We start from the raw sequence: 20,297 nt of genomic DNA, 5'->3' as shown, positions 1-20,297 counted from the left end.
TCCTAGCGGAATTGAACGTTATGCTGTTTGTTAAACCAAAGAGTTCATTGATAAGATATATCTGCCTTTGGACAGACTTCTCCCCTTGGATAGTTTGTCCTTTTTTGACCACATGCATAGCTTCTATTCCAGCAATCATTTTTGTAGCTGTATGCAATGATTTCAATCCAAGCATATTCCGAATCCGTTTTTTGATAAACCGGTGGTCTTGTTCAATGATATTGTTTAAATATTTTTTCACACGAAGTGGCATACCGTGTGGTATGCACTGTTCGTCTTTTAGATCCCTTATCGCAACAGGATAGGCTTTATCTCCATCAACAGTTATAGAACGAGGTCCTGTGGCATGACAAGAAATCAAGGCTTTCTTTAGAAATCGCTTGGCGGCTTTGGCATCTCGTTTACTACTCAAATAAAAATCAATTGTGTTTCCTTCGGAATCAATCGCACGATATAAGTACATTTTTTCGCCTTTGATTTTGATGTATATCTCATCTACTCTCCAGGAATCATTTGTTCGTTTCAAATGTTTTCGAATACGCTCATTCAATTCAGGTCCATATTGATGAACCCATCGCATAATCGTTGTATGGACCAAGGGTAATCCTCTTTCTTCCATCATTTCCACCAAATCACGAAGACTGAGGTTGTACCGTAGGTACCAACGTACCGCTAATACAATGATATCAGGCTGATAATGTTTCCATTTGAATATATTTTCTTTTTCCATACTGATCACACACCTTTTTAAGTAGTAGTACCAGTATGGCCAAGTTTGAAAGAACATTTTCAAATCGTTTAGCTTTGTTGCACCAGAACCAAAAATAGCCCTCCACCAGACCTTTTTTGGTCAGATGGAGGGCTATTTTTTTCATGTTTTGACAAGCTGCGGTGAGATAAGCCTGCATTTGGACAGACTTCAGCCCTCGAAATCGAGCATATCGATAGCCATGTAGTTCTTTGGCGTCTGCAAAGCTTCGCTCTATAGTTGAACAGCGTACTTTGTACAACTTTTTCCCTGTAACTGTTAGTTTGTTTTTTCTAGCGATATCCTTATATTTCTCCCATATATGATGAGTGATAACTTTTTGTTTTTGTTTCTTTGAAAAACATACCTCACGTAGCGGACAAACAGCGCAGTCTTCTGGCTTCGATTTATATTTACGATATCCTTCACGATCCGTTGTCGCATACTCTAAAATACACCCCATCGGACAAACGAATGTATTCATTTCTTCTACATATTTAAATTGGCTTTTTGGTACTTCTTTATTTCTTTTTCCAAATCGGCGATACCCCATCACCATAAATATATTTCTCTCCGATAATTTCTTACAGATATAGCTCGTAAAATAGCCTGCATCAAGAGCTACAGCTTCTACTTTGAACCCGAATTTATCAATTTGAGCTTGGAGGCGTGCTAAATATGGCTCGGAATCTGCCATATTTCCAGCCGTTACATAGGTATCTGTAATAATATTGTACTTCGCATCAGTCGTACGATGGTCTAAGAAATGAAAACCGTTCGGTTTTCCATCTCTCATTAAAAATCCACTATCTGGATCCGTGGTACTTATACGAGTTTTTTTGGTAGGGGTATCACTTTCCTCTCTAGGTTTTAATTCTTTTTTCCATGTACCTTACGATCTTCGATTACCGCAGCTTCTAGCTCATCTATATAAAACTTTGCTTTTTCTTTTTTATATTTATGTACAAATTTATTCTTATTGGCATTGGCCTTAATGTGCGTAGAATCTGTCATTAGCGCACGTCCTCCCACCATCCGGTGCTCTGTCGCTTGCCTCACGATCTCATCAAAAATTTCTTCGAAAATATTTGTATGAATAAAGCGGGTACGGCGATTCCAACTGATTGTAGAATGATCTGGAATAGTATCTGATAGAGAAAACCCTAAAAACCAACGGTAGGCGATATTCGTTTTAATCTCTTTTTCCAATTGACGCTCCGAACGAATACCGTAAAAATATCCAATAAACATCATTTTAAATAAAACGATAGGATGGATTGACGGACGTCCATTGTTTTCACAGTAATAAGGGCGTAATTTCTCTTCAATAAAATCAAAACTAATTGTCGCTTCAATCGCACGAAGGAAATGATCTTGTGGAACCAACTCTTCTACAGAAACAGATACACGTTCATCACGATGATTTTTTAAAGCACCCATCATAAAAACTCTCTCCTTTTCCTCTTTTTTATCAGTGTTGACACATAAAAAGAGGTTCAGACACAAAAACAGGCTGTAGAGAAGACTTTCTCCACAGCCTGGAAAAAGAGTCCCGTTCTAGTACTAGAACGGGACTCTTTTTTTTATTTGATTTGTACTTTCACTTATATAATCAATCTGAATTTGAATCGTATGAACAGATATCTCTTCAGAAATTTGAATACCGAATTTCTATTCAAGATTCAACAACATTCAAATCCAATCAGTCTAAATCGTTCTGTAAAGGAGTATTTTCATTAATCAATATTTGGGAAACGAAAAGGATCTCCTTATTTTAGAATTAAGGAGACCTCTTCCAGAATATATCAGTTATTTGTAAAGCTTATGTTATGATATGCAATAGATTTTGTGAGTAGGTTTTTATTTTTCGCAATGATGTTGATCCTTATTTAGCATCGTTAACGTTTATATCCTTGACTACATGTACAGCCAGAGTTATGCCCTTGGTTATAGTTGTTTGTATATCCTTGGTGATACACATCGCTCATATTCTGATTATAATTCCCATTATAACTTTGCTCATACATATTACCCGAGTGCGAGTTATTATTGGTAGCATATCCTTGCATACAAAGCAACTCGATGCTATCTATATAAAACGTACCTTCGGTTTCTCCCATCTCTATTCGTACACGATCACTTTCTGGGAATACCTCTACTGTTTTTGTCATATATCCTTCTTCACAAGAAGTGAACTTCAGTGTTTCCTGATTTCCATTACAATCCATCATCGTTACATACCCTTTTCCAGGTCCTTCTTTTTTGGCAATCACACGTAGCACATATCCATGATGGTCTTGGACATGCAAGTTTTGAGATACCCCCGCACTCCAATTTGATAGAACTAATACAGAAGCGCCATTCATCTGTTGTACCGTTGCCTTCCCTGTTGCGTGCCATCCCGTTAACCCCTGTGTAAAGTCACCATTTGTTATGACATTTCGTGCATCATATAAATAGCGTGCTTGTTCTATACGTACCTTTAAATTGTTAAATAAATCATAGTTCATACCTGGAGCATTCGGTAACCAATCATGGTATACATAGGGGATTTCCTGTAACAACTGATCGGCGTTTTGAATATGATCTAAAGTAATATGATAGTGTAACTCTTGTTCATTTGTAAATAATGCATCTATCGCCTGTTTTGCTGGGTCATAGGCTTGTTGTGTTTCCCAACGTTTTTTCTCCATGTGTTGTTTCCATTTCTTTTCCTTTTGCTTCACATGCGCTAATGCTTCATCTGTTAGTGGGCCTTCTTCAATCACTTCTAGATTCCCTAATGTAGCGTATCCATCTGGATTAGAAATTTTAAACAAGACATCAATACCTACGTTTGTATTCGTATCTACTTCTCCGGTGTCAATATGAAAATCAAAGGGATGACGATCGTGACACATAACATGTTTTTTATCTGAACTTGACGGGCATGCATACCTATCAGGAGCATATACATCTGTTGGTGTATAATACCCTTGGCTCACATACTGGGGGGATGATTCACAGCGATAATCTCCACATGAAGGGTTAGGCTGCATATAGGACAAATCATTTGGGACATCCATGTGGGCATCAATATCTTTCCCATAACGTGTTACCACTAATGTTAAATCTTTACTACTTTCTACAAACCCTCTTACTCGATAACGTGTATAGGGTTTTAATTTTGATTCATCTATTTTTTGATAGATATAGGTTGGAAATAGCGTTCCATTAATATCTCTTGCCCCAAACATATGCAGATAATGCCCTTTAAAAATGGGACTATTCTCTCGAATTTCAATCGTATAGCTTGTTTTCCAGCCGTTTGATGTATCTTCAAAGTCACCATTGTAGAGTAAATTACGAGATTGACTGAGTTGTTTGGCATGTTTTACTTCATCCCATAACATCTTTTTTTCCTGGGGATTTTGTTCATCTGACATACATTCTATAGAAATGGCCGCTTGATCTATTTCATAATCTGTCGTTTCTAGTTTTAATGTATTTTTCATAGTATTGGTATACATATGATTCACTACCTTTTCTACTTATTTTTCGAGCATCCTTACCTCCTACTTCATTACCTACTTTGTTTTAAATAAACTATTTACAATCTCTTTTTCTGTTGCTACGGATTGTAATTCTGTACATTCTAATTCACAATTTATTCCGTCGCATGTACATGTACATTTTTTAATTGGGATATTACTTGGAATGAATTCAATTTTGTCGAGAATCACATTTACATCGGATTGAAAACTATTCGCCTCTATGTCCAGATATAACTGATTTTCACCACCGGGTAATGGAGGTGTGATAATTGAGAGTGTAGCGTATTGGAAATCTTTGTAATTTAAATCGTTATAACTTCCAGAAAAAGTTTTTTCAAGCTCTACAAACTGATTTGAATTCCAGCCGCTTTTTTGAAGAAATACACTAAAATAAGCAGCTTTATCTGCCGCATATCGAAAACGAATGCGGTAACTTTGTCCCGCAGTTGAATTATAAAAATGCAATCGAATTCCACCACCAATGGTTGATTCGTTATAAGCCTCTCTTGTTTTTAAAAAACGGATTAAATTCCCACCTGTATGATTGCCTTTTATTACATAGGTATATGCATGAGGACGATGATTTTGAAGAGAATGCCCTTTCACAGCCGGTATTTGTGTTATTTTATCGTAATCAATTCTATTGTTACGGTCAACAGTTGAAGATGTCCAGCCGTAACATAAAACATGTCCAGCAGTCCCTGCACGAGAAGCTGTCAAATACGTTAGTCTGTGACTATAATCGTTAGCAGTTGGCCTTCCTGGTTCTATCCCAGGTATTGTTGGTTTCGCAGGTAATTCAGAATAAATGTGAAGGCCACCCCAACTAGGTGGATTTGTATAGCTTATTTCCCCTGGCCGATTACTATTAAGGTCTTGGTATTGGAAATCATTATCAGAAACTCCAAAAAGGGTAGCTGTACTAATACCAAAAAATTGTGATACTGCATATGAATCCATTGTGTAGACATCCCTATTCAATACACTAAAATCTCTATGGAGAGCAACTGATTCGTTAAAATCCCCATAAGTCGGACTTATTATATTATTACCTGCACTTGTTTCCGAATATTCTAGTCTATGACCTTGCCAATAGTTCTGTGATGTGCTCCAGCCGTTTAATCTACCAGTTGAAATTGTTATTTTATTTAACCAAGTAACTGTACGAGGACTCGGAATGAGTGCAAGTTCTAACTCATTAAATGATGGTGCATAATCAAACCAGTTAGGAATGAGACCAGGAATCGTGCTCGTTGCCACACCTACTGGATCAGTATAAATTTCTCTGGTAAGTTCTGACTTTACTTTAATTGGATATTGATAATAATCATAATTGGAAAACAATGAGCAGATATCTAATACAGTCAACGTCATTTCTCTACGGAATCTATTATACCGTATCCAACTAGAAGCATTTGTTCCTCTTAATCTTTGTAAACCACTATTAAACCAATTTGTACAATGATTTGCATACTCGTTTGCAAATGCTCTTTGATCACAGTAATTGTCGTCAACATCCTTTTGAGGAAGCCCCCATTCTCTCCCAAAAATAGAGGAATCTCGTAATAAAAGTAAATGCATATTGGCTGCAAGTGCATACACTGTTAATAACGGTACTTCATAGTTTCTTATAGCAAATTTAGGCATGGTTGCTTTAAAAAAACCATTAACAAGGTTAAAGGCGTCTCTTACGCTTTTTTGCAGTCCAGTGTCTGTTGGGTGTTTTTTCCAATTTTCGAGTGAGCGTTCATATGGTCTTAAAATATTAACTAAACCTTTTAATTCACTAATTGCTGTATCTCTTGCATATGTTTCTATTTTAGTATCAATGAGTTCTTCTACATGTCTCATAAATTCTTCCCATTGACTATTATCTGCAGGCCATAGCTTCTCGAGTGTAAATTGCCAAAGTTGCCCTATCTGTGATGCAAATGGAACACCTAACAAACCTAAAATTGAAGTACTAATAGAAATTGCAGCAGAAATTGCTCCTTGTGATATCTGAGTAGCCTCAGGAATTTGCAAAGCATTTGATTGGTTTTTTGTACACATATTTAACCAATCTTTATAAGTTGTATTTTTTATAGAAGCTTGTGGGTATCTTGGATAACGATTAGACATAGTAGAGGTATTTTTTGAAGTATCCAATATTTTATATTCATTTTCACTTTGATATGAATTCATATTTTTCACTCCTTATGTGGTTTTTATTTTTTTTTGACCGATTTCTTTTTATATATTCGTAGTACCCCAATGTATTCCTGTAACAATGTTTGTACAAATAAACCCATTATTTTGGTTCTGGTGCAAAAATCCCATACCCATCAACTTAAGGCTTTTTACTACCCCCAAGTACAAAAAAACGTTATTCTTTCTTACATAATATAAATGAGAAAGGGTGACGTTTTTTTATGAATCTCTCGATTCAAGAGGAGTTACAACCATTTGCAGAAGAATTACAGCGCTATATCACACCTGAATTTTTGGAAGAACTAGCAAGAGAGATGAAGTTTGTAAAGAGAAAACGCAAATTTTCGGGATCAGATTTAGCTACCATTTGTATTTGGATTAGTCAAAGGGTGGCCAGTGATCCTTTAGTACGATTATGTAGTAGACTTCACGCAGTTACAGGTACTGTACTTAGCCCGGAGGGCTTAAATAAACGATTTAATGAAAAATCAGTGTTATTTTTAAAACATATCTTTTCTTTGTTGTTACAACAAAAAATCTGTGAACAAACTCACATTTCTAGCCAACTTTTTGCGTATTTTAAACGTATTCGCATCATGGATGCCACTATGTTTCAAGTACCCCATACTTTGGAACATATATATCCTGGTTCAGGTGGCTGTGCGCAAACAGCTGGGATCAAAATTCAATTAGAATATGATTTGCATAGTGGACAATTTCTTAATTTTCAAGTGGGACCTGGAAAAAATAATGATAAAACATTCGGAACAGAATGTTTAGATACGTTACGGCCAGGCGATTTATGTATTCGTGATTTAGGGTATTTTTCATTAGCGGATTTAGATCAAATGGATCAACGGGGTACGTATTATATTTCGCGGTTAAAGTTAAATACAAACGTATATGTAAAAAATCCAGATCCGGAATATTTTAAAAATGGTTCCATTAAAAAACAATCAGAATACATACAAATCAATGTCATACAGATTTTGAATCAACTCCAACTAGGGGAAACGATAGAATATCAGCAAGCTTATCTTGGAGATAAACAGCAGTTATTTTCACGTCTCGTTTTTCATCGTTTAACAGCGGCACAATTACAAAAACGTCTAGAGAAAATTGCAGAAAAAGAAAAGTCAAAACAAAGAACCTATTCAGAGAAAAGTAAATTAGTAGCGGGATTAAATGTATATGTGACAAATGCACCTTGGGAGTGGGTTCCGATGGAACAAGTACATGAATTGTATACATTACGCTGGCAGATAGGCGTGTCCAGATAAGGACACATCATCTAGTCGGTGAAAGTCCGACCGGGAGAAAAGGCTCAACTCCTGTAGCCTGAGAGGCACTATGAAGCGAAAGTAACATGGTGAAGCCCTCTGACATCATACGCAAAAGGCGCATGGGCAAAACTCCAGGTTGTAACGTACAGTGAACGTAGACGTAGCCTCGTTACACGCAATTCCGGTGGCTGAGACGGTCTATAACGCGCGAAAGCAGCAAGAACTGACCGAAACGAGTCTGGAACGGCAGTTCTCACCGGCGGGGTATCAGCGGCGACATGGAGGGAAAGATGATGTGGAAACTGGAGAAGCCCTCGACACCCGATGAAGAAATCTCATCGAAGAGACCATCTTTATAACCGTGATCGGGAAGTGAGTTTGGTAGGTGTCAGGGTGGCGGAACGGATTGTAGTACCTGAGATCTGTGTGCAGCAAAACACGCGGGGAGGAAAGGGTCCGAACCTGTAAATATTTCGTACGACCAAAGGAGGCAAGGGGGCCATGATAAAAACACCTATTACTTTGCAGGAACTAAGGCGACGAATCTATCAAAAGGCGAAGTCTGAACCTACGCATCGGTTTTGGGGACTATTTTCCCACATTACCAAACTAACAACCCTTCATGAAGCATATCAGCAAGCGAGGAAAAACAACGGTGCCCCAGGCATCGACGGGAAAAGTTTCGCTGATATAGAGCTAGAGGGAGTTATGCCGTTTTTAAAGAATATCCAAGCAGAACTACAGGCTGGGACATATCAACCACAAGCTAATCGTAAAGTAGAAATCCCAAAAGCAAATGGAAAAATGCGGACACTACAAATCCCGTGTATACGGGACAGTGTGGTCCAAGGAGCGCTAAAACTCATATTGGAAGCCATCTTTGAAGCTGATTTTTGCCCAAATTCATATGGATTCCGACCAAAATGTTCCCCACATCAAGCACTGGCAGAAGTACGACGTAGCATATTGCGCCGGATGACTGTAGTAATCGATGTTGACTTGTCACGCTACTTTGTTACAATTCGACACCATATACTTTTGGAGAAAATCGCAAAACGTGTCCAAGATTAGCAAGTTATGCATCTCGTAAAACAGGTCATCAAGGTGACAGGAAAAATCGGTGTCCCGCAAGGGGGACCATTTTCACCCCTAGCCGCAAACATCTATCTCAATGAAGTAGATTGGACATTTGATGCCATTCGACGTAGGACAACAGAAAATCACTACGAGGCTGTAAACTATCATCGTTTTGCTGATGATATAGTTATCACTGTAAGCGGACACTCTAGTAAACGGGGATGGAATGAATTGGCATTGCGCCGACTGTGGGAACAATTAAAACCTTTGGGAGTTGAACTGAATCTGGAGAAAACTCGAGTGGTTAATGTTTTAAAAGGAGAATCCTTCGGGTTCTTAGGATTTGATTTGAGGCGAGTACTGAATCAAAATAAGAGTAGATACTTTGTTCTCATTACCCCGAAGAAGACAGCCTGTACGAAAGTGAAAGCAAGTTAGGGTTTATTTTGCGTGCTTATTTTTAATCCCCCCCCCATTTGGGGAGATTTCAGTTCAAATGAACAAAATTTTGTTTTGTATCCATCCTTAAGTTGATGGGCATGCCTCACCATACATGCCCATCAACTTAAAAATTTCCACTACCCCCAAGTACAAAAAAACGTTATTCTTTCTTAACAAGCTAGATAAGAAAGGATGACGTTTTTTATGAATCTCTCGATTCAAGATGAATTACAACCATTTGCGGAAGAACTAAAACGATACATTACACCTGTATTTTTAGAAGAACTGGCAAGAGAAATTGGATTTATAAAACGAAAACGTAAGTTTTCTGGCTCAGATTTAGCTACAATTTGTATTTGGATTAGTCATCGAGTGGTTAGCAATCCCTTAGTCCGATTATGTAGTAGACTTCATGCAGTCACTGGTACTCTTCTTAGCCCTGAGGGCTTAAATAAACGTTTAAATACAAAGGCAGTTTTGTTTTTACAACATATTTTCTCTTTATTGTTACAACAAAAAATATGTGAACAAACTCAAATCTCTAACCAACTTTTTTCTTATTTTAAACGCATTCGTATCCTGGATGCTACTGTATTCCAAGTACCAAATGCTTTAGAGAATGTATATCCCGGCTCTGGAGGATGTGCCCAAAAAGCTGGAATCAAAATTTAATTAGAATATGACCTACATAGCGGACAGTTTTTAAACTTTCAAATAGGACCAGGAAAAAATAATGATAAAACATTTGGTACGGAGTGCTTAGCTACCTTACGACCAGGAGATTTATGTATTCGTCATTTAGGCTATTTTTCATTAGAGGATTTAGATCAAATGGATCAACGTGGCACCTATTATATTTCTCGATTGAAATTAAACACAAATGTATATGTGAAAAATCTAAACCCAGAATACTTTAAAAATGGTGCAATTAAGAAACAATCGGAATACATACAAATCGATGTAAAACAGATTTTGAAGCAATTACAACCAGGAGAAACATTTGAATAAAAAAATGCTTATGTCGGTGATAAACAACAACTGTTTGCACGCGTCATTTTTAATCGATTAGCAGAAAAACAACTTCAAAAACGACGAGATAAGATAGCTGAAAAAGAAAAATCAAAAAATAGAACGTACTCAGAAAAAAGTAAATTGATAGCGGGGTTAAACGTGTACGTGACGAATACACCTTGGGAATGGGTTCCGATGGAACAAGTACATGAATTATATACATTACGTTGGCAAATAGAGATTATTTTTAAAACGTGGAAATCATTATTCTACGGTAAAGCAAGAACGATTAGAGTGCCAATTATATGGGAAACTCATTACCATTTTCTTATGTTCCTCTACTATGTTTAAAATGCGGCAATTACTTCTACAAAAAAAGAAAAAAAGAATTAAGTGAATACAAAGCAATTGGAATGATCCAAGATCATCTATCTCTGTTATATCAAGCCATGCAGAAAGACACCCAAGAGATAATAAAGGTTCTAATCCGCCTGTTTACCCTACTACAGAAAAATGGACGGAAATCTCATCGATACGAGAAAAAGACAGTCTTTGATATTATGGGTGTTGTCTATGAGTATAATGGATTGAGAAAACAAAAGAAAGCTGCATAGTGAAAAAATGAAACCCGTTAGGGTTTATTTAGTATGTCTATTTTTAAGAAAATCAAATATTTTAAGAGCTTTTTAGTTTATATGAAAAATATTCATTTTATTTCCGTTCTTAAGTTGATGGGCATATATGGTGAGGCCTTATAGTTTTAAATAGCTATGTATAATTGCTGTAATTCCTTGTACGTCGAAAAAGAGAAGTTTGGAGTTGAAACTTCTCTTTTTCTTGTATAGCTTGAATAACACATTTCAAAGGCTTTATATCACTAAAAATTAGCGGACAATAAGAAGTAAATGTTAACAAATCTCTTAAGATTTTTTTCAAATTTATTTTTGGGTATTTCGGTATCTTTACTCAGCCTCACAAAAAGAGAATAAGCTTAATTCATAAAAAATATAAATATAATATTCAAAAGTGTATTTTGTTGTACATTTAGAAAAGCCGCATTGTAGATGTAATTACTATTTAAGTGTATTTTAAAAAAAAACGTTTGTTTAAACCCCTTTGGTCATAGGCAGAGTATGTATCTAGTAGTAGTATTCCCAATTTAGATAAATCATCTTATAGCCATTGATTCTCCTATTTATACATATAATATTCTTTATATCGTTCGAACTTTGTTTTTTTTGTTTGTGGTGGTATTATGGGTGACTTTACTGATTTAGATGGCGCTACTTGCTTTGGCATTTGTAAAACACCACGTTTCTTGAGCTCTCTATACAAGCTACTCACATTACACCCAACTATTTTTGCAATAGTTGGGTATTCCATTCCTTGATTAAATAATTGTACTGCTTGTTGGCATTTTTCATCCCATTTTTCTTCTGGCGTTTGTACTTTTTTGGTTCGTTTTTTAGCTATATTTTTTTCTAGTTTGATACACTCTCTTTCTATTTTAAACTGCTCGGCACCATACTGTTCTGCGTTTACTTGCCGCTCAAAATGCTCCTCCTGTAAGCGCATCATTTGTACTCTTTTCGCAATTGCCCTCATGCTACATTCACCTCATTTCGTTTAATAAATTCCACATGTGTTCGCATCCTACTGAATTATCTGCAACCCCTGCTAGTTTCTCAGATAATTCTTAAAAGAAGGCCATTGATGCTCCCATTTCTTATCCCTTCTATGACAGCTTTTATCCTACTACTTACAAGCCGCGCTGATTTAGCTGTTTACGCAAACTACTTACATGACACCCTAATTGGTGTGCAATTTTTTTATATGTATATCCTTTGCTTCTTAAATCGAGCGCTTGCTGGCAAATATGATCCCACTTCCTTTTTACTTTTCTTTTCGGTTCCTTTTCATCAAAAATTAATCCAGTTCCTAATTGATATATTTCTTTTCCAATCCTACAATCATCAATACAATATGTGCGCACACTATTATGGTAATAGCCCCCCATACAATGCTGATCTTGCAAATCTAAAATGCGAATTCTCGTTTCTCTTTTGTTCATAATTCCAATCTCCTCGGTATATACATTTGTCTTTATTATACCGTTAATGACAGCGTTTTCGAAAATTGATAGATTTGAATTATTCTATCCTTTTTTGAACCTACACCCAAATAATCCTACAGTTCCCCTCATCAAAATGAGTCAATTAGTACAAATTTTAGGAATTAATGATTATACAAATATTGTTAATTAGGTGAAATTATAAATGAAAAAGAGTATGGCTTCCTTCTTAATGATGACTGCAACAAAAATCTCTTTAAATCTTTATTAGGGGTAAGTTTTAAAGAAAAGTTCGTATTGGTTATAGTTTTACATAATTGTAAACTATAGTGAATTGATATTATTAATACTGAATATTCTTAATGTTAAACACATCTATGCGCATCAACAAACAAAATATTGATTTCACTTGCAAAAATGGAGTAATAGGGTTCTGGTGCAAAAATCCCCAATTGCTTGAAATGTGTTTTTCAAACTTGGCCATACTGGTACTACTACTTTAAAAGGTGTGTGATCAGTATTGAAAAAACTTGTTTAAGTGGAAACATTATCAATCAGATATCATTTTATTAACAGTACGTTGGTACCTGCGGTACAACTTAAGTTTTCATAATTTGGTAGAAATGATGGAGGAACGAGGGTTGTCTTTGTCACATACAACCATTATGCGCTGGGTTCACCAATATGAATCTGAATTAAATGAGCGGATTCGAAAACATTTGAAACAAACAAATGTTTCCTGGAGAGTGTATGAAACCTACATCAAAATTTAAGGCGAAAAAATGTACTTATACCGTGCTGTTGATTCCAAGGGAAGCACGCTTGATTTTTATTCGAGTAATAAACGAGATGCGAAGGCTGCCAAGCGTTTTCTAAAGAAAACCCTGGCTTCTTATTATGTAACAAAACCTCGTGTAATAACTGTGGATGGTGATAAAGTCTATCCCGTTGCGATACGGGAATTAAAAAATGAAAAAAGTATACCACTTCGAGTGAAAAAATATTTAAATAATATGATTGAGCAAGACCATCGGTTTATCAAAAAACGAACCTGAAATATGCTTGGATTAAAATCATTACGAACCGCTACAAAAATGATTGCTGGAATAGCAGCCATACATATGGTCAAAAAAGGACAACTCAAATTAAGGGAACATTCGAAATCCAGGCAAACAGGGGAAAATACACACTAAAAAAACTATTTAGCTCATTATTAATGACTCTATTACTCTTATTTTCGTTTGTTACGGCTTCTTTTGCCGATAGAGTACTTAGATTATCTAAGATTTACGAAAACAAGCATACCGCTACGGTGTGGATGCTTATGAGGGCGTTGTTGCACATAGTACTTTAACACCAGAAGCACCAGCAATTAACATTAGAATTTATGAAGCCAGAACATGAAAAAATGCATTCGTACATTATGCTGTATATTGGAATGAAACAATTCAAATTGCTGATACAAAATATGTTGCTTATGGTACTATCCGTCAATTAAATAAAGGAGAATCATATTAAGTATGGGGAAAACAAGGTAATTGGTTAAATCTTGGAGGTAACCAATGGATTTATAACAAATCTTCTTACATTCGATATAAAAGAGAACAAATTAATACTTCAAATTCTGTAGTAGGAAAACGTGTTTTTTCTAAAGTGGACGACCTTCGTTTCTATAACTCTTCTTAGTCTGATAAAGATGTAGCAGGAACGGTAGATGAAGGACTTGGATTTACTATTGATGCTAAAGTATCCGTTAATGGTTCACCGCAATACAAGGTACACAACAGTCAAGGCACAACATACTATGTAACTGCAAATGAAGCCTATGTGTATGTAAAGTAGGGAAAATGGATTTTTCTACTTCACATATTGGCAGTCACTTATTTTGAAAGAATTAGTATTTTGAAGTAACATTAGAGTTTTATTAATCATAGAATATAACCAAAAAGGTTATAATTCTCCCTCAAAACTCCTGGGAGTCAATAACAGATAGGATGGTTCAAAATGTCTAAATCAAACAAGAAAATATCAAAACAAGTTCCAAAACCGTGTAACATTGAAATCCCTTTTTGTTTTTCTATTTTGGTGCCTTCGAAACTAGATACTTCTAAAATTGAATATTTAGATTTCACTTTTGATGTTAGTTGCTTACAATGTATAATAGAGCCGATTTCAATTCCCGTTCATGTCGATGATCCCTGTGATACGAAAGAATGTATTCCATCAAAAGCTCTAATAAACCAGATAAGAATCGTTGGTTGTATCCAAATATTCGCAGGGCTTTTCCCACTGGTAAGTAGAGATATTCCACAGGGCGGGTATATTCCAAATCCTGCTGGAAGTCCTCCTTTTTTATCCTCTGGTCTAGGTTCTGTAAATGGCTCTGAAGTTCTTTGTGTAGATCGTGTAATTTGTTATACAGATTTAGATAATTCAGATCCATGTCCAGATTTAAGCGAATCTACTTTTACTGCATATACCAGTACTTATAAGACCGATGATTGTGGAAATACACTTATTCCAATTAAAGGTTCAATATTTCTTCCCAATTGTAACAAGTGTGAATAAAGCACTCCCACTCCTGTAGACGAGAGAATTTTCGGCTCATCAAGCTAAGGAAAATAAGACACCCCAAACAGAAAAAATGGGAGTGTCTTTCTGTGGAAGGTAAACGTGTTTTTTCTAATAGTAGACGACCTTCGTTTCTATGATTCTTCTTCAGGTAAGTGTATATGCTATTGTTATTTAACGAAATAAAAATCAATAAGAATTTTCTCAATACCTTTAATTTACACAAATGATATATTTTAGGCAGGGGGTTACTAGTGTAACCTTCTTAAAAAATTTTAATTGAGAAAAGGGGAATTTTAATGGAACACAAGCACAACAATTAGTAGCAACGATATTATCTCAACCGAAACCTTTAGATTGACAAAAAAACCGCTCAAGTGGGAATTTTAGTACGGAGAGCCTTCCTTCAGGTACACAATATTTAAAGTGGGAAGTTGAAGGGGGAGGAAATCCAGATCTTGTTAGCTTTAATGTTATGAAAGATGTATCTGCTGGTACAGATCCTGTTGTTTTTCACGATGTATTAAGCGGTAATAGAACAAGTGTAGTATCAGCGAGATCATTGTATATTGCGAATCCTAATAATGCATCGGAACCATTTACTGTAAGTGTGTATGTCATTTATTAATTCTTAAAAAGTACAAAAGAATAGTTTGATTAAAATTGATAACAAAAACCAGAGTACCCTTGATGAGTGCTCTGGTTACATAGGGTGATTACTATATAAGAGGACATCGTGTAATTTTATTTTATGTGTTAACATACTGAATTATGAGATCCTTACATATAACATTCCGCAAAAATAGAAAAAAGACACCTTCTCCCTAAGATGTCTTCTCCCATGCGGATTCTCCGATGACATTCTTAATATATGCGCCAAAAAATATTATATGACTAAAAAATAAAAAGACGCCTTCTTAAGTTGAAAGCGTCTGGTTTATATAAACTTCTCTCGGTGTATGTTTCAGTATATGCTGTGATAGGTATAACTATTACATCCTCATAATGGTTTTATAAAAAGCTTCAGCTTGTTCTTCTCCGGGATCTAATAAATTTAAATATTCATCAAAAAAATCAAAGATGACAGAAACTTGAGGATTATGTAATTTCATGTGGTTGACGACGTACATCGTACCTTTAGCTGCTAGATCATACGTATATGTAGTCCGTTTACTCATCCACTCTTTCCATATGGATAACGCAAGTTCGATACATTCTTTATCTGATGCAAAGCGTTCATACTCCTATTTCATTAACATATAAGTATCCTCCTCTTCATTCTTCGAACATTTCTTCGTAGGTACTCTTGTAAAAATTAAATAGTTCCTGACCTTTTAAATCTTGAATCAACTTGGTTAGTTCTTTTTGTGTAAATTTAGGAGAAAAACCAGTTGCAATATGTGCTAACTCTATTCTCTCCGAATAATAGAAAATATAAGCTAAATCATATTCTTTGAGTTTACGCATCTATTCTCCTTCCTGATTAGATTAATTTGAATCATTTAGTTACATTATTGTATTAATTTTATAATGATAGCGCTATATTGAACATCCTTAAAGTGAATTATACATTTGATAAACATATGGGTAGTACCGCATGCCCATCAATAATTTTTCCTCCGGCGAAAATGTAACAAAAATGAATGTTTATGTTACAAAATCGATTAGTAAGGTTAATCCTTCAATTGGACTAAGAAAACTCGTTGTTATCATACATAAAGTTGTTTTACCATCATCAAATGGTCCAGATAATCTAAAACGTTAACTACTACTAATTTGGAGTAGTTTGTATTGATATCCCATGCCCATCAACTTAAAAATTTTCATACCTCCAAGTGCAAAAAAACGTTATTCTTTCTTAACAAGCTAGATGAGAAAGGATGGCGTTTTTTATGTCTGTTTCTGTGTCTAACGAATTACAACTATTTGCTCAAGAGATTCAAAGTGCCCTATCTCCAAATGCCTTACGAGATCTTGCTAGAGATGTTGGCTTTGTACAACGAACCAGTAAGTACCAAGCAAAAGATTTAGTCGCTTTATGTGTATGGGTGAACCAAAATGTAGCTATGACTTCTTTAACTCAGTTATCTAGCTGTTTAGAAGCATCAACAGAAGTACTCATCAGTCCTGAGGGACTGAATCAACGGTTTAATAAGTCGGCCGTCCTACTCTTACAACAGCTACTAGCCGAACTACTACGCAAAAAAATGGCCGCATCTATGCCGATTTCTTCTCCATACACTTTTGTTTTCAAGCGTATTCGTATTTTAGATTCAACTGCATTTCAACTCCCGGATGTATTTTCATCGGTTTATCCAGGTGCAGGAGGATGTAGCCATACTGCTGGGATAAAAATTCAACTTGAGTATGATTTGTTAAGTGGACAGTTCCTACATATGGTTCTGTTGCAAAGTTGTTAAAAGTAAGCTGAAATTTTTCAAAAATAGAGCGGGGGAATGACAAATGAGGTATTTTAAAGGAAAACAATTCAAGAAAGATATTATTTTGGTATCCGTTGGCTATTACTGTTGTTTTTCTTTAAGTTATCGTGATGTATCTGAAATAATGAAAGAACGAAGAATTTCAGCTCATCCAACAACAATCATGCGTTGGGTCACGAATATGGTAATCAAATTTGGAAGAAGAAAAATAAATTTGCACATTGTACTTGGCATTTAGATGCGACTTACGTCAAAGTCAAAGCATTCGTCATGCTTCACGTACCTTGAAAGGCATTGAAACCGTTCATGCACTATATAAATGAAAACAAAGTTTGCAACAACCAAGCTTCGTTTTTTCGACGTACAATGAATTACAACAATTACTAACGATTGCGTAAAATCCATATGCAACATACCAACTTTTTATCTGTTAAGAAACTTTGCAACAGAGCCTCAAAAAATACCTTCTTGACATTAGAATTGTCCTCGGTTATTTTGCTTTAGTTCCTTCTGCATATAGATATTCTATTTAGTATACATATCTATTAGATAAATAAAAAACATATTGAAAAGATTTTGACATAAACATATAGGAGAGTAAATTTGCTTTTCTAACTATAAAAACGAATTTTTAGAACAAAAGGGAGGCGTATGTCATGGACAACAAGCATCAAGACCACACCCAAAGTGAATCACAAGATAATCCCCTTGCAACTAATTTTGAATCTAAAATACAACAACATCCAAATGTAAAAGATAAGAATCATCGATTACCATTTAGTATTGTGTTAAATATTCCAAATGGATTTCAGGTACAAAAGGATAAGAACCCCAAAGTAATGTATGATTTAAATCATCTATCTATGATAAAAGAAACATGTAAAAAATCCGTTGAAGTGGATAATTGTGGATACGTTGATGTTGACTTACATGCGTTAAAGATAAAGGGCTGTTTATCTTTTTTACTTAATCTATATATTGAACCAATCCATGATAGTAAAATCTACAAAAAAAATTCTAGGGATGATTCTATCGCTTTATCTCATAAAGAAACATTGCATGTTGACCACGTAGTAAAATATAGTGTGGGACAATTACCCTATTATGTTATTGATGATGAACATGTTCAAATACACCACTTAGAAATAAAAGTATTTGATGAAAATTGCAATATGGTAAAAGTTTCTGGGGAGTTTTATTTTGAATATGAATAATAATTAAAAAACTATGAATTTCCCATGAACTTTTAGGTTCTGGTATAAATAATGTTTAGATTAGAACTAGTAGTGATACCCAAGCGTTTATTGATTAGATGAATTTGTTTTTGACAAACTTCTATCTTCTTAAAGTCTGTCCTTTTTTAATCACTCTCATTGCTTCTAGTGAAGTCAACATACGTTTCCCTGACGAGTAAATAGTTATAACTCCGTTTCTTGATAAAAGAGAACCACACGACTTTTTTACTGAGTTGAAACAAGAGATTAAGAAATATATGATGTACTATAATTATTATAGATATCAATGGAATTTAAAGAAGATGACTTCTGTTGGATGGTCTTACCCCTGTCAAGTAGACAGTAATAGATTAGGTGCCTTTTCATTAAGCAGCCTTAGTTCCAAATTCAATAGGACTAAGGTTGTTTAATCTTTTTTGAAATCTTTTGTTATTGTAATAGCTCATATATCTTTTAGTAGCCTTAAAAACTTCTGCCTTTTCATGAAACGTATGTCTATAAAAGCATTCTGCCTTAAAATGACTAAAAAAGCTCTCTTACATGCATTATCGTAACAATTTCCCTTCCTAGACATACTTACAGTTATTTTATTCTTTTTAAGTAATTGGTTATATTTTTTTGACGTATACTGATAACCTCGGTCGCTATGTAATACTGTTTCGTGGACTTTTCTTTTTCTCAAGGCTTTATTGACTGTATCCGTAACTAATTTTAAATTGTTGTATTCGCTCATTCGATAGGCCACAACTTCGTTATTGTAAAGGTCTAGTATCACTGAAAGATATATGCACTTAGTATTAAAGGTAAGATAGGTTATATCTGTAACCCATTTTTCATTTGGTCTTGTAGTTGAAAACTCTCTGTTTAACAGATTTTCCGACACGACGCATTGTTCTTTTAAACCAAAATGCCTCCACTTTTTCTTTCGAATCTTAGCTTGTAGCCCCATTCTCCTCATTAAACGATATACTCTTTTGTGATTTACCTGTAAACCATAATACTTTTTGAGCCATATACAAATTCTTCGGTAACCATAGCTACCATTTATATCTGGATCTCGTTCGCATTCTCCTATTTTAGACATGATAAATTGGTCCTCTTTCATCTTTTCAGTGGAATCGTTGATTCTTTTTTCCCACTTATAATATCCACTTCTTGAAACACCTGCAATTTCACAAAGCAATACAATTGAAAAATTCTGTTTTAAGGTATGAATGACCTCATATTCTACTGATTTACTTTTTTTGAACTCATCCCCCTTTTCGTAGCTAATAGCTTTTTTAAGTATGCGTTTTCCGCTTCTAATCGTTGTATTCTAGCATCTTGACTTATTTCATTTGTTTGTTTGGATCTTCCACGTTTTTCTTGTAGGCCCAGAATACCCTCATTTTTATATTTTTTAATCCATCTATCTATAACTGAATATGTAACTCCTAATTCCTTTCCAATTAACTTGCTTCCAATTCCTCTATGTAAGTACAATTCAATAGCTTTCATTTTAAAATCAATTGAAAAAGTTCTTCTAATTTTCCCCATAAAAAATCCCCTCCATAATAAACAGTAAAGTAACTTTCTTTCAACTGTCTACTATAAGGGGATCATATCAGGATAAAGAAACCACCTTCTTGATGTTTCTGATTTTTTTCAAAATGTCCTTTACAAAGGGTCTAAATTAATATTCGGCCCTTTTTTTTTA

General features: G+C 35.1%; 11 protein-coding genes and 12 pseudogenes. 12 read left to right on the top strand and 11 right to left on the bottom strand.

The window, feature by feature from the left end:
* Nucleotides 1-28 precede the first annotated feature (28 nt).
* The 4 genes and pseudogenes from AC241_RS29735 to AC241_RS29715 all read right to left on the bottom strand — a co-directional run.
* A pseudogene (locus AC241_RS29735) lies at nt 29-730 on the bottom strand (IS6 family transposase); the annotation flags it as partial.
* A gap of 88 nt (nt 731-818) precedes the next feature.
* Nucleotides 819-2,191: pseudogene (locus AC241_RS33825) on the bottom strand (IS1182 family transposase); the annotation flags it as partial.
* A gap of 455 nt (nt 2,192-2,646) precedes the next feature.
* Nucleotides 2,647-4,242 carry a pesticidial crystal protein gene (locus AC241_RS29720; protein ID WP_230690641.1) on the bottom strand — a complete coding sequence of 532 codons (1,596 nt, stop codon included), beginning with the start codon at nt 4,240-4,242 and terminating at the stop codon, nt 2,647-2,649.
* 72 nt (nt 4,243-4,314) lie between these two features.
* Nucleotides 4,315-6,465, bottom strand: coding sequence for an insecticidal delta-endotoxin Cry8Ea1 family protein (locus AC241_RS29715; protein WP_050845419.1), 2,151 nt, complete (start codon nt 6,463-6,465; stop codon nt 4,315-4,317).
* Between the two features lie 227 nt (nt 6,466-6,692).
* Here AC241_RS29715 and AC241_RS29710 point away from each other — a divergent pair.
* The 3 pseudogenes from AC241_RS29710 to AC241_RS29695 all read left to right on the top strand — a co-directional run.
* Nucleotides 6,693-7,742 (top strand): annotated as a pseudogene (locus AC241_RS29710) (IS4 family transposase); the annotation flags it as partial.
* Between the two features lie 513 nt (nt 7,743-8,255).
* Nucleotides 8,256-9,263, top strand: a pseudogene (locus AC241_RS29700) (reverse transcriptase domain-containing protein); the annotation flags it as partial.
* A gap of 213 nt (nt 9,264-9,476) precedes the next feature.
* A pseudogene (locus AC241_RS29695) lies at nt 9,477-10,897 on the top strand (IS4 family transposase).
* Between the two features lie 577 nt (nt 10,898-11,474).
* Here the strand turns inward: AC241_RS29695 and AC241_RS29690 are convergent.
* Together AC241_RS29690 and AC241_RS29685 are read right to left on the bottom strand one after the other, a co-directional pair.
* Nucleotides 11,475-11,888, bottom strand: a complete 414-nt coding sequence (locus AC241_RS29690; RefSeq protein WP_050845417.1) for a helix-turn-helix domain-containing protein — start codon at nt 11,886-11,888, stop codon at nt 11,475-11,477.
* 154 nt (nt 11,889-12,042) lie between these two features.
* Nucleotides 12,043-12,354 (bottom strand): hypothetical protein, encoded by a 312-nt coding sequence (locus AC241_RS29685; RefSeq protein WP_050845416.1) that lies wholly within the window; start codon nt 12,352-12,354, stop codon nt 12,043-12,045.
* A 530-nt stretch (nt 12,355-12,884) separates the two neighbouring features.
* Between AC241_RS29685 and AC241_RS29680 the strand changes: the two are divergent.
* The 4 genes and pseudogenes from AC241_RS29680 (at nt 12,885) to AC241_RS29670 (ending at nt 15,553) form a co-directional block, all read left to right on the top strand.
* A pseudogene (locus AC241_RS29680) lies at nt 12,885-13,547 on the top strand (IS6 family transposase).
* Between the two features lie 23 nt (nt 13,548-13,570).
* A pseudogene (locus AC241_RS35395) lies at nt 13,571-14,196 on the top strand (N-acetylmuramoyl-L-alanine amidase).
* Between the two features lie 162 nt (nt 14,197-14,358).
* On the top strand, nt 14,359-14,922 hold the full coding sequence (locus AC241_RS29675; RefSeq protein WP_050845415.1) for a hypothetical protein: 564 nt from the start codon (nt 14,359-14,361) through the stop codon (nt 14,920-14,922).
* Nucleotides 14,923-15,256: 334 nt separating this feature from the next.
* Nucleotides 15,257-15,553: pseudogene (locus AC241_RS29670) on the top strand (DeoR family transcriptional regulator).
* A gap of 364 nt (nt 15,554-15,917) precedes the next feature.
* Here AC241_RS29670 and AC241_RS29665 read toward each other — a convergent pair.
* The gene (locus AC241_RS29665; RefSeq protein ID WP_230690640.1) at nt 15,918-16,103 is read right to left on the bottom strand and encodes a hypothetical protein; all 186 of its coding nucleotides are present in this window, start codon (nt 16,101-16,103) and stop codon (nt 15,918-15,920) included.
* Nucleotides 16,104-16,200: 97 nt separating this feature from the next.
* On the bottom strand, nt 16,201-16,392 hold the full coding sequence (locus tag AC241_RS29660) for a hypothetical protein (RefSeq protein ID WP_050845414.1): 192 nt from the start codon (nt 16,390-16,392) through the stop codon (nt 16,201-16,203).
* A 172-nt stretch (nt 16,393-16,564) separates the two neighbouring features.
* Here AC241_RS29660 and AC241_RS35780 point away from each other — a divergent pair, with 172 nt between their 5' ends.
* From AC241_RS35780 to AC241_RS34450, 5 genes and pseudogenes are all read left to right on the top strand, one after another.
* Nucleotides 16,565-16,690, top strand: a complete 126-nt coding sequence (locus AC241_RS35780) for a hypothetical protein (protein WP_268998442.1) — start codon at nt 16,565-16,567, stop codon at nt 16,688-16,690.
* A 127-nt stretch (nt 16,691-16,817) separates the two neighbouring features.
* Nucleotides 16,818-17,324, top strand: a pseudogene (locus AC241_RS29655) (IS4 family transposase); the annotation flags it as partial.
* A 64-nt stretch (nt 17,325-17,388) separates the two neighbouring features.
* Nucleotides 17,389-17,627, top strand: a pseudogene (locus AC241_RS29650) (IS6 family transposase); the annotation flags it as partial.
* Between the two features lie 395 nt (nt 17,628-18,022).
* The gene (locus AC241_RS29645; RefSeq protein ID WP_050845413.1) at nt 18,023-18,580 is read left to right on the top strand and encodes a hypothetical protein; all 558 of its coding nucleotides are present in this window, start codon (nt 18,023-18,025) and stop codon (nt 18,578-18,580) included.
* Nucleotides 18,581-18,822: 242 nt separating this feature from the next.
* A pseudogene (locus tag AC241_RS34450) lies at nt 18,823-18,921 on the top strand (IS3 family transposase); the annotation flags it as partial.
* Between the two features lie 45 nt (nt 18,922-18,966).
* On the opposite strand, the pseudogene AC241_RS36090 reads toward AC241_RS34450, so the two are convergent.
* The 3 genes and pseudogenes from AC241_RS36090 to AC241_RS29635 form a co-directional block, all read right to left on the bottom strand.
* Nucleotides 18,967-19,077, bottom strand: a pseudogene (locus tag AC241_RS36090) (IS3 family transposase); the annotation flags it as partial.
* On the bottom strand, nt 19,044-19,874 hold the full coding sequence (locus tag AC241_RS29640; protein WP_230690647.1) for an IS3 family transposase: 831 nt from the start codon (nt 19,872-19,874) through the stop codon (nt 19,044-19,046). The pseudogene AC241_RS36090 and the gene AC241_RS29640, both read right to left, overlap by 34 nt.
* Nucleotides 19,829-20,137, bottom strand: coding sequence for a helix-turn-helix domain-containing protein (locus AC241_RS29635; RefSeq protein ID WP_050845412.1), 309 nt, complete (start codon nt 20,135-20,137; stop codon nt 19,829-19,831). Before AC241_RS29635 ends, AC241_RS29640 begins: the two co-directional genes overlap by 46 nt.
* Nucleotides 20,138-20,297 lie beyond the last annotated feature (160 nt).

It is taken from the genome of Bacillus thuringiensis (assembly GCF_001182785.1).
In the GTDB taxonomy this organism is placed as follows: Bacteria; Bacillota; Bacilli; order Bacillales; family Bacillaceae_G; genus Bacillus_A; species Bacillus_A thuringiensis_S.
The sequence above is the reverse complement of the archived record's forward strand: the minus strand, read 5'-3'. Positions and strand labels throughout refer to the sequence as shown.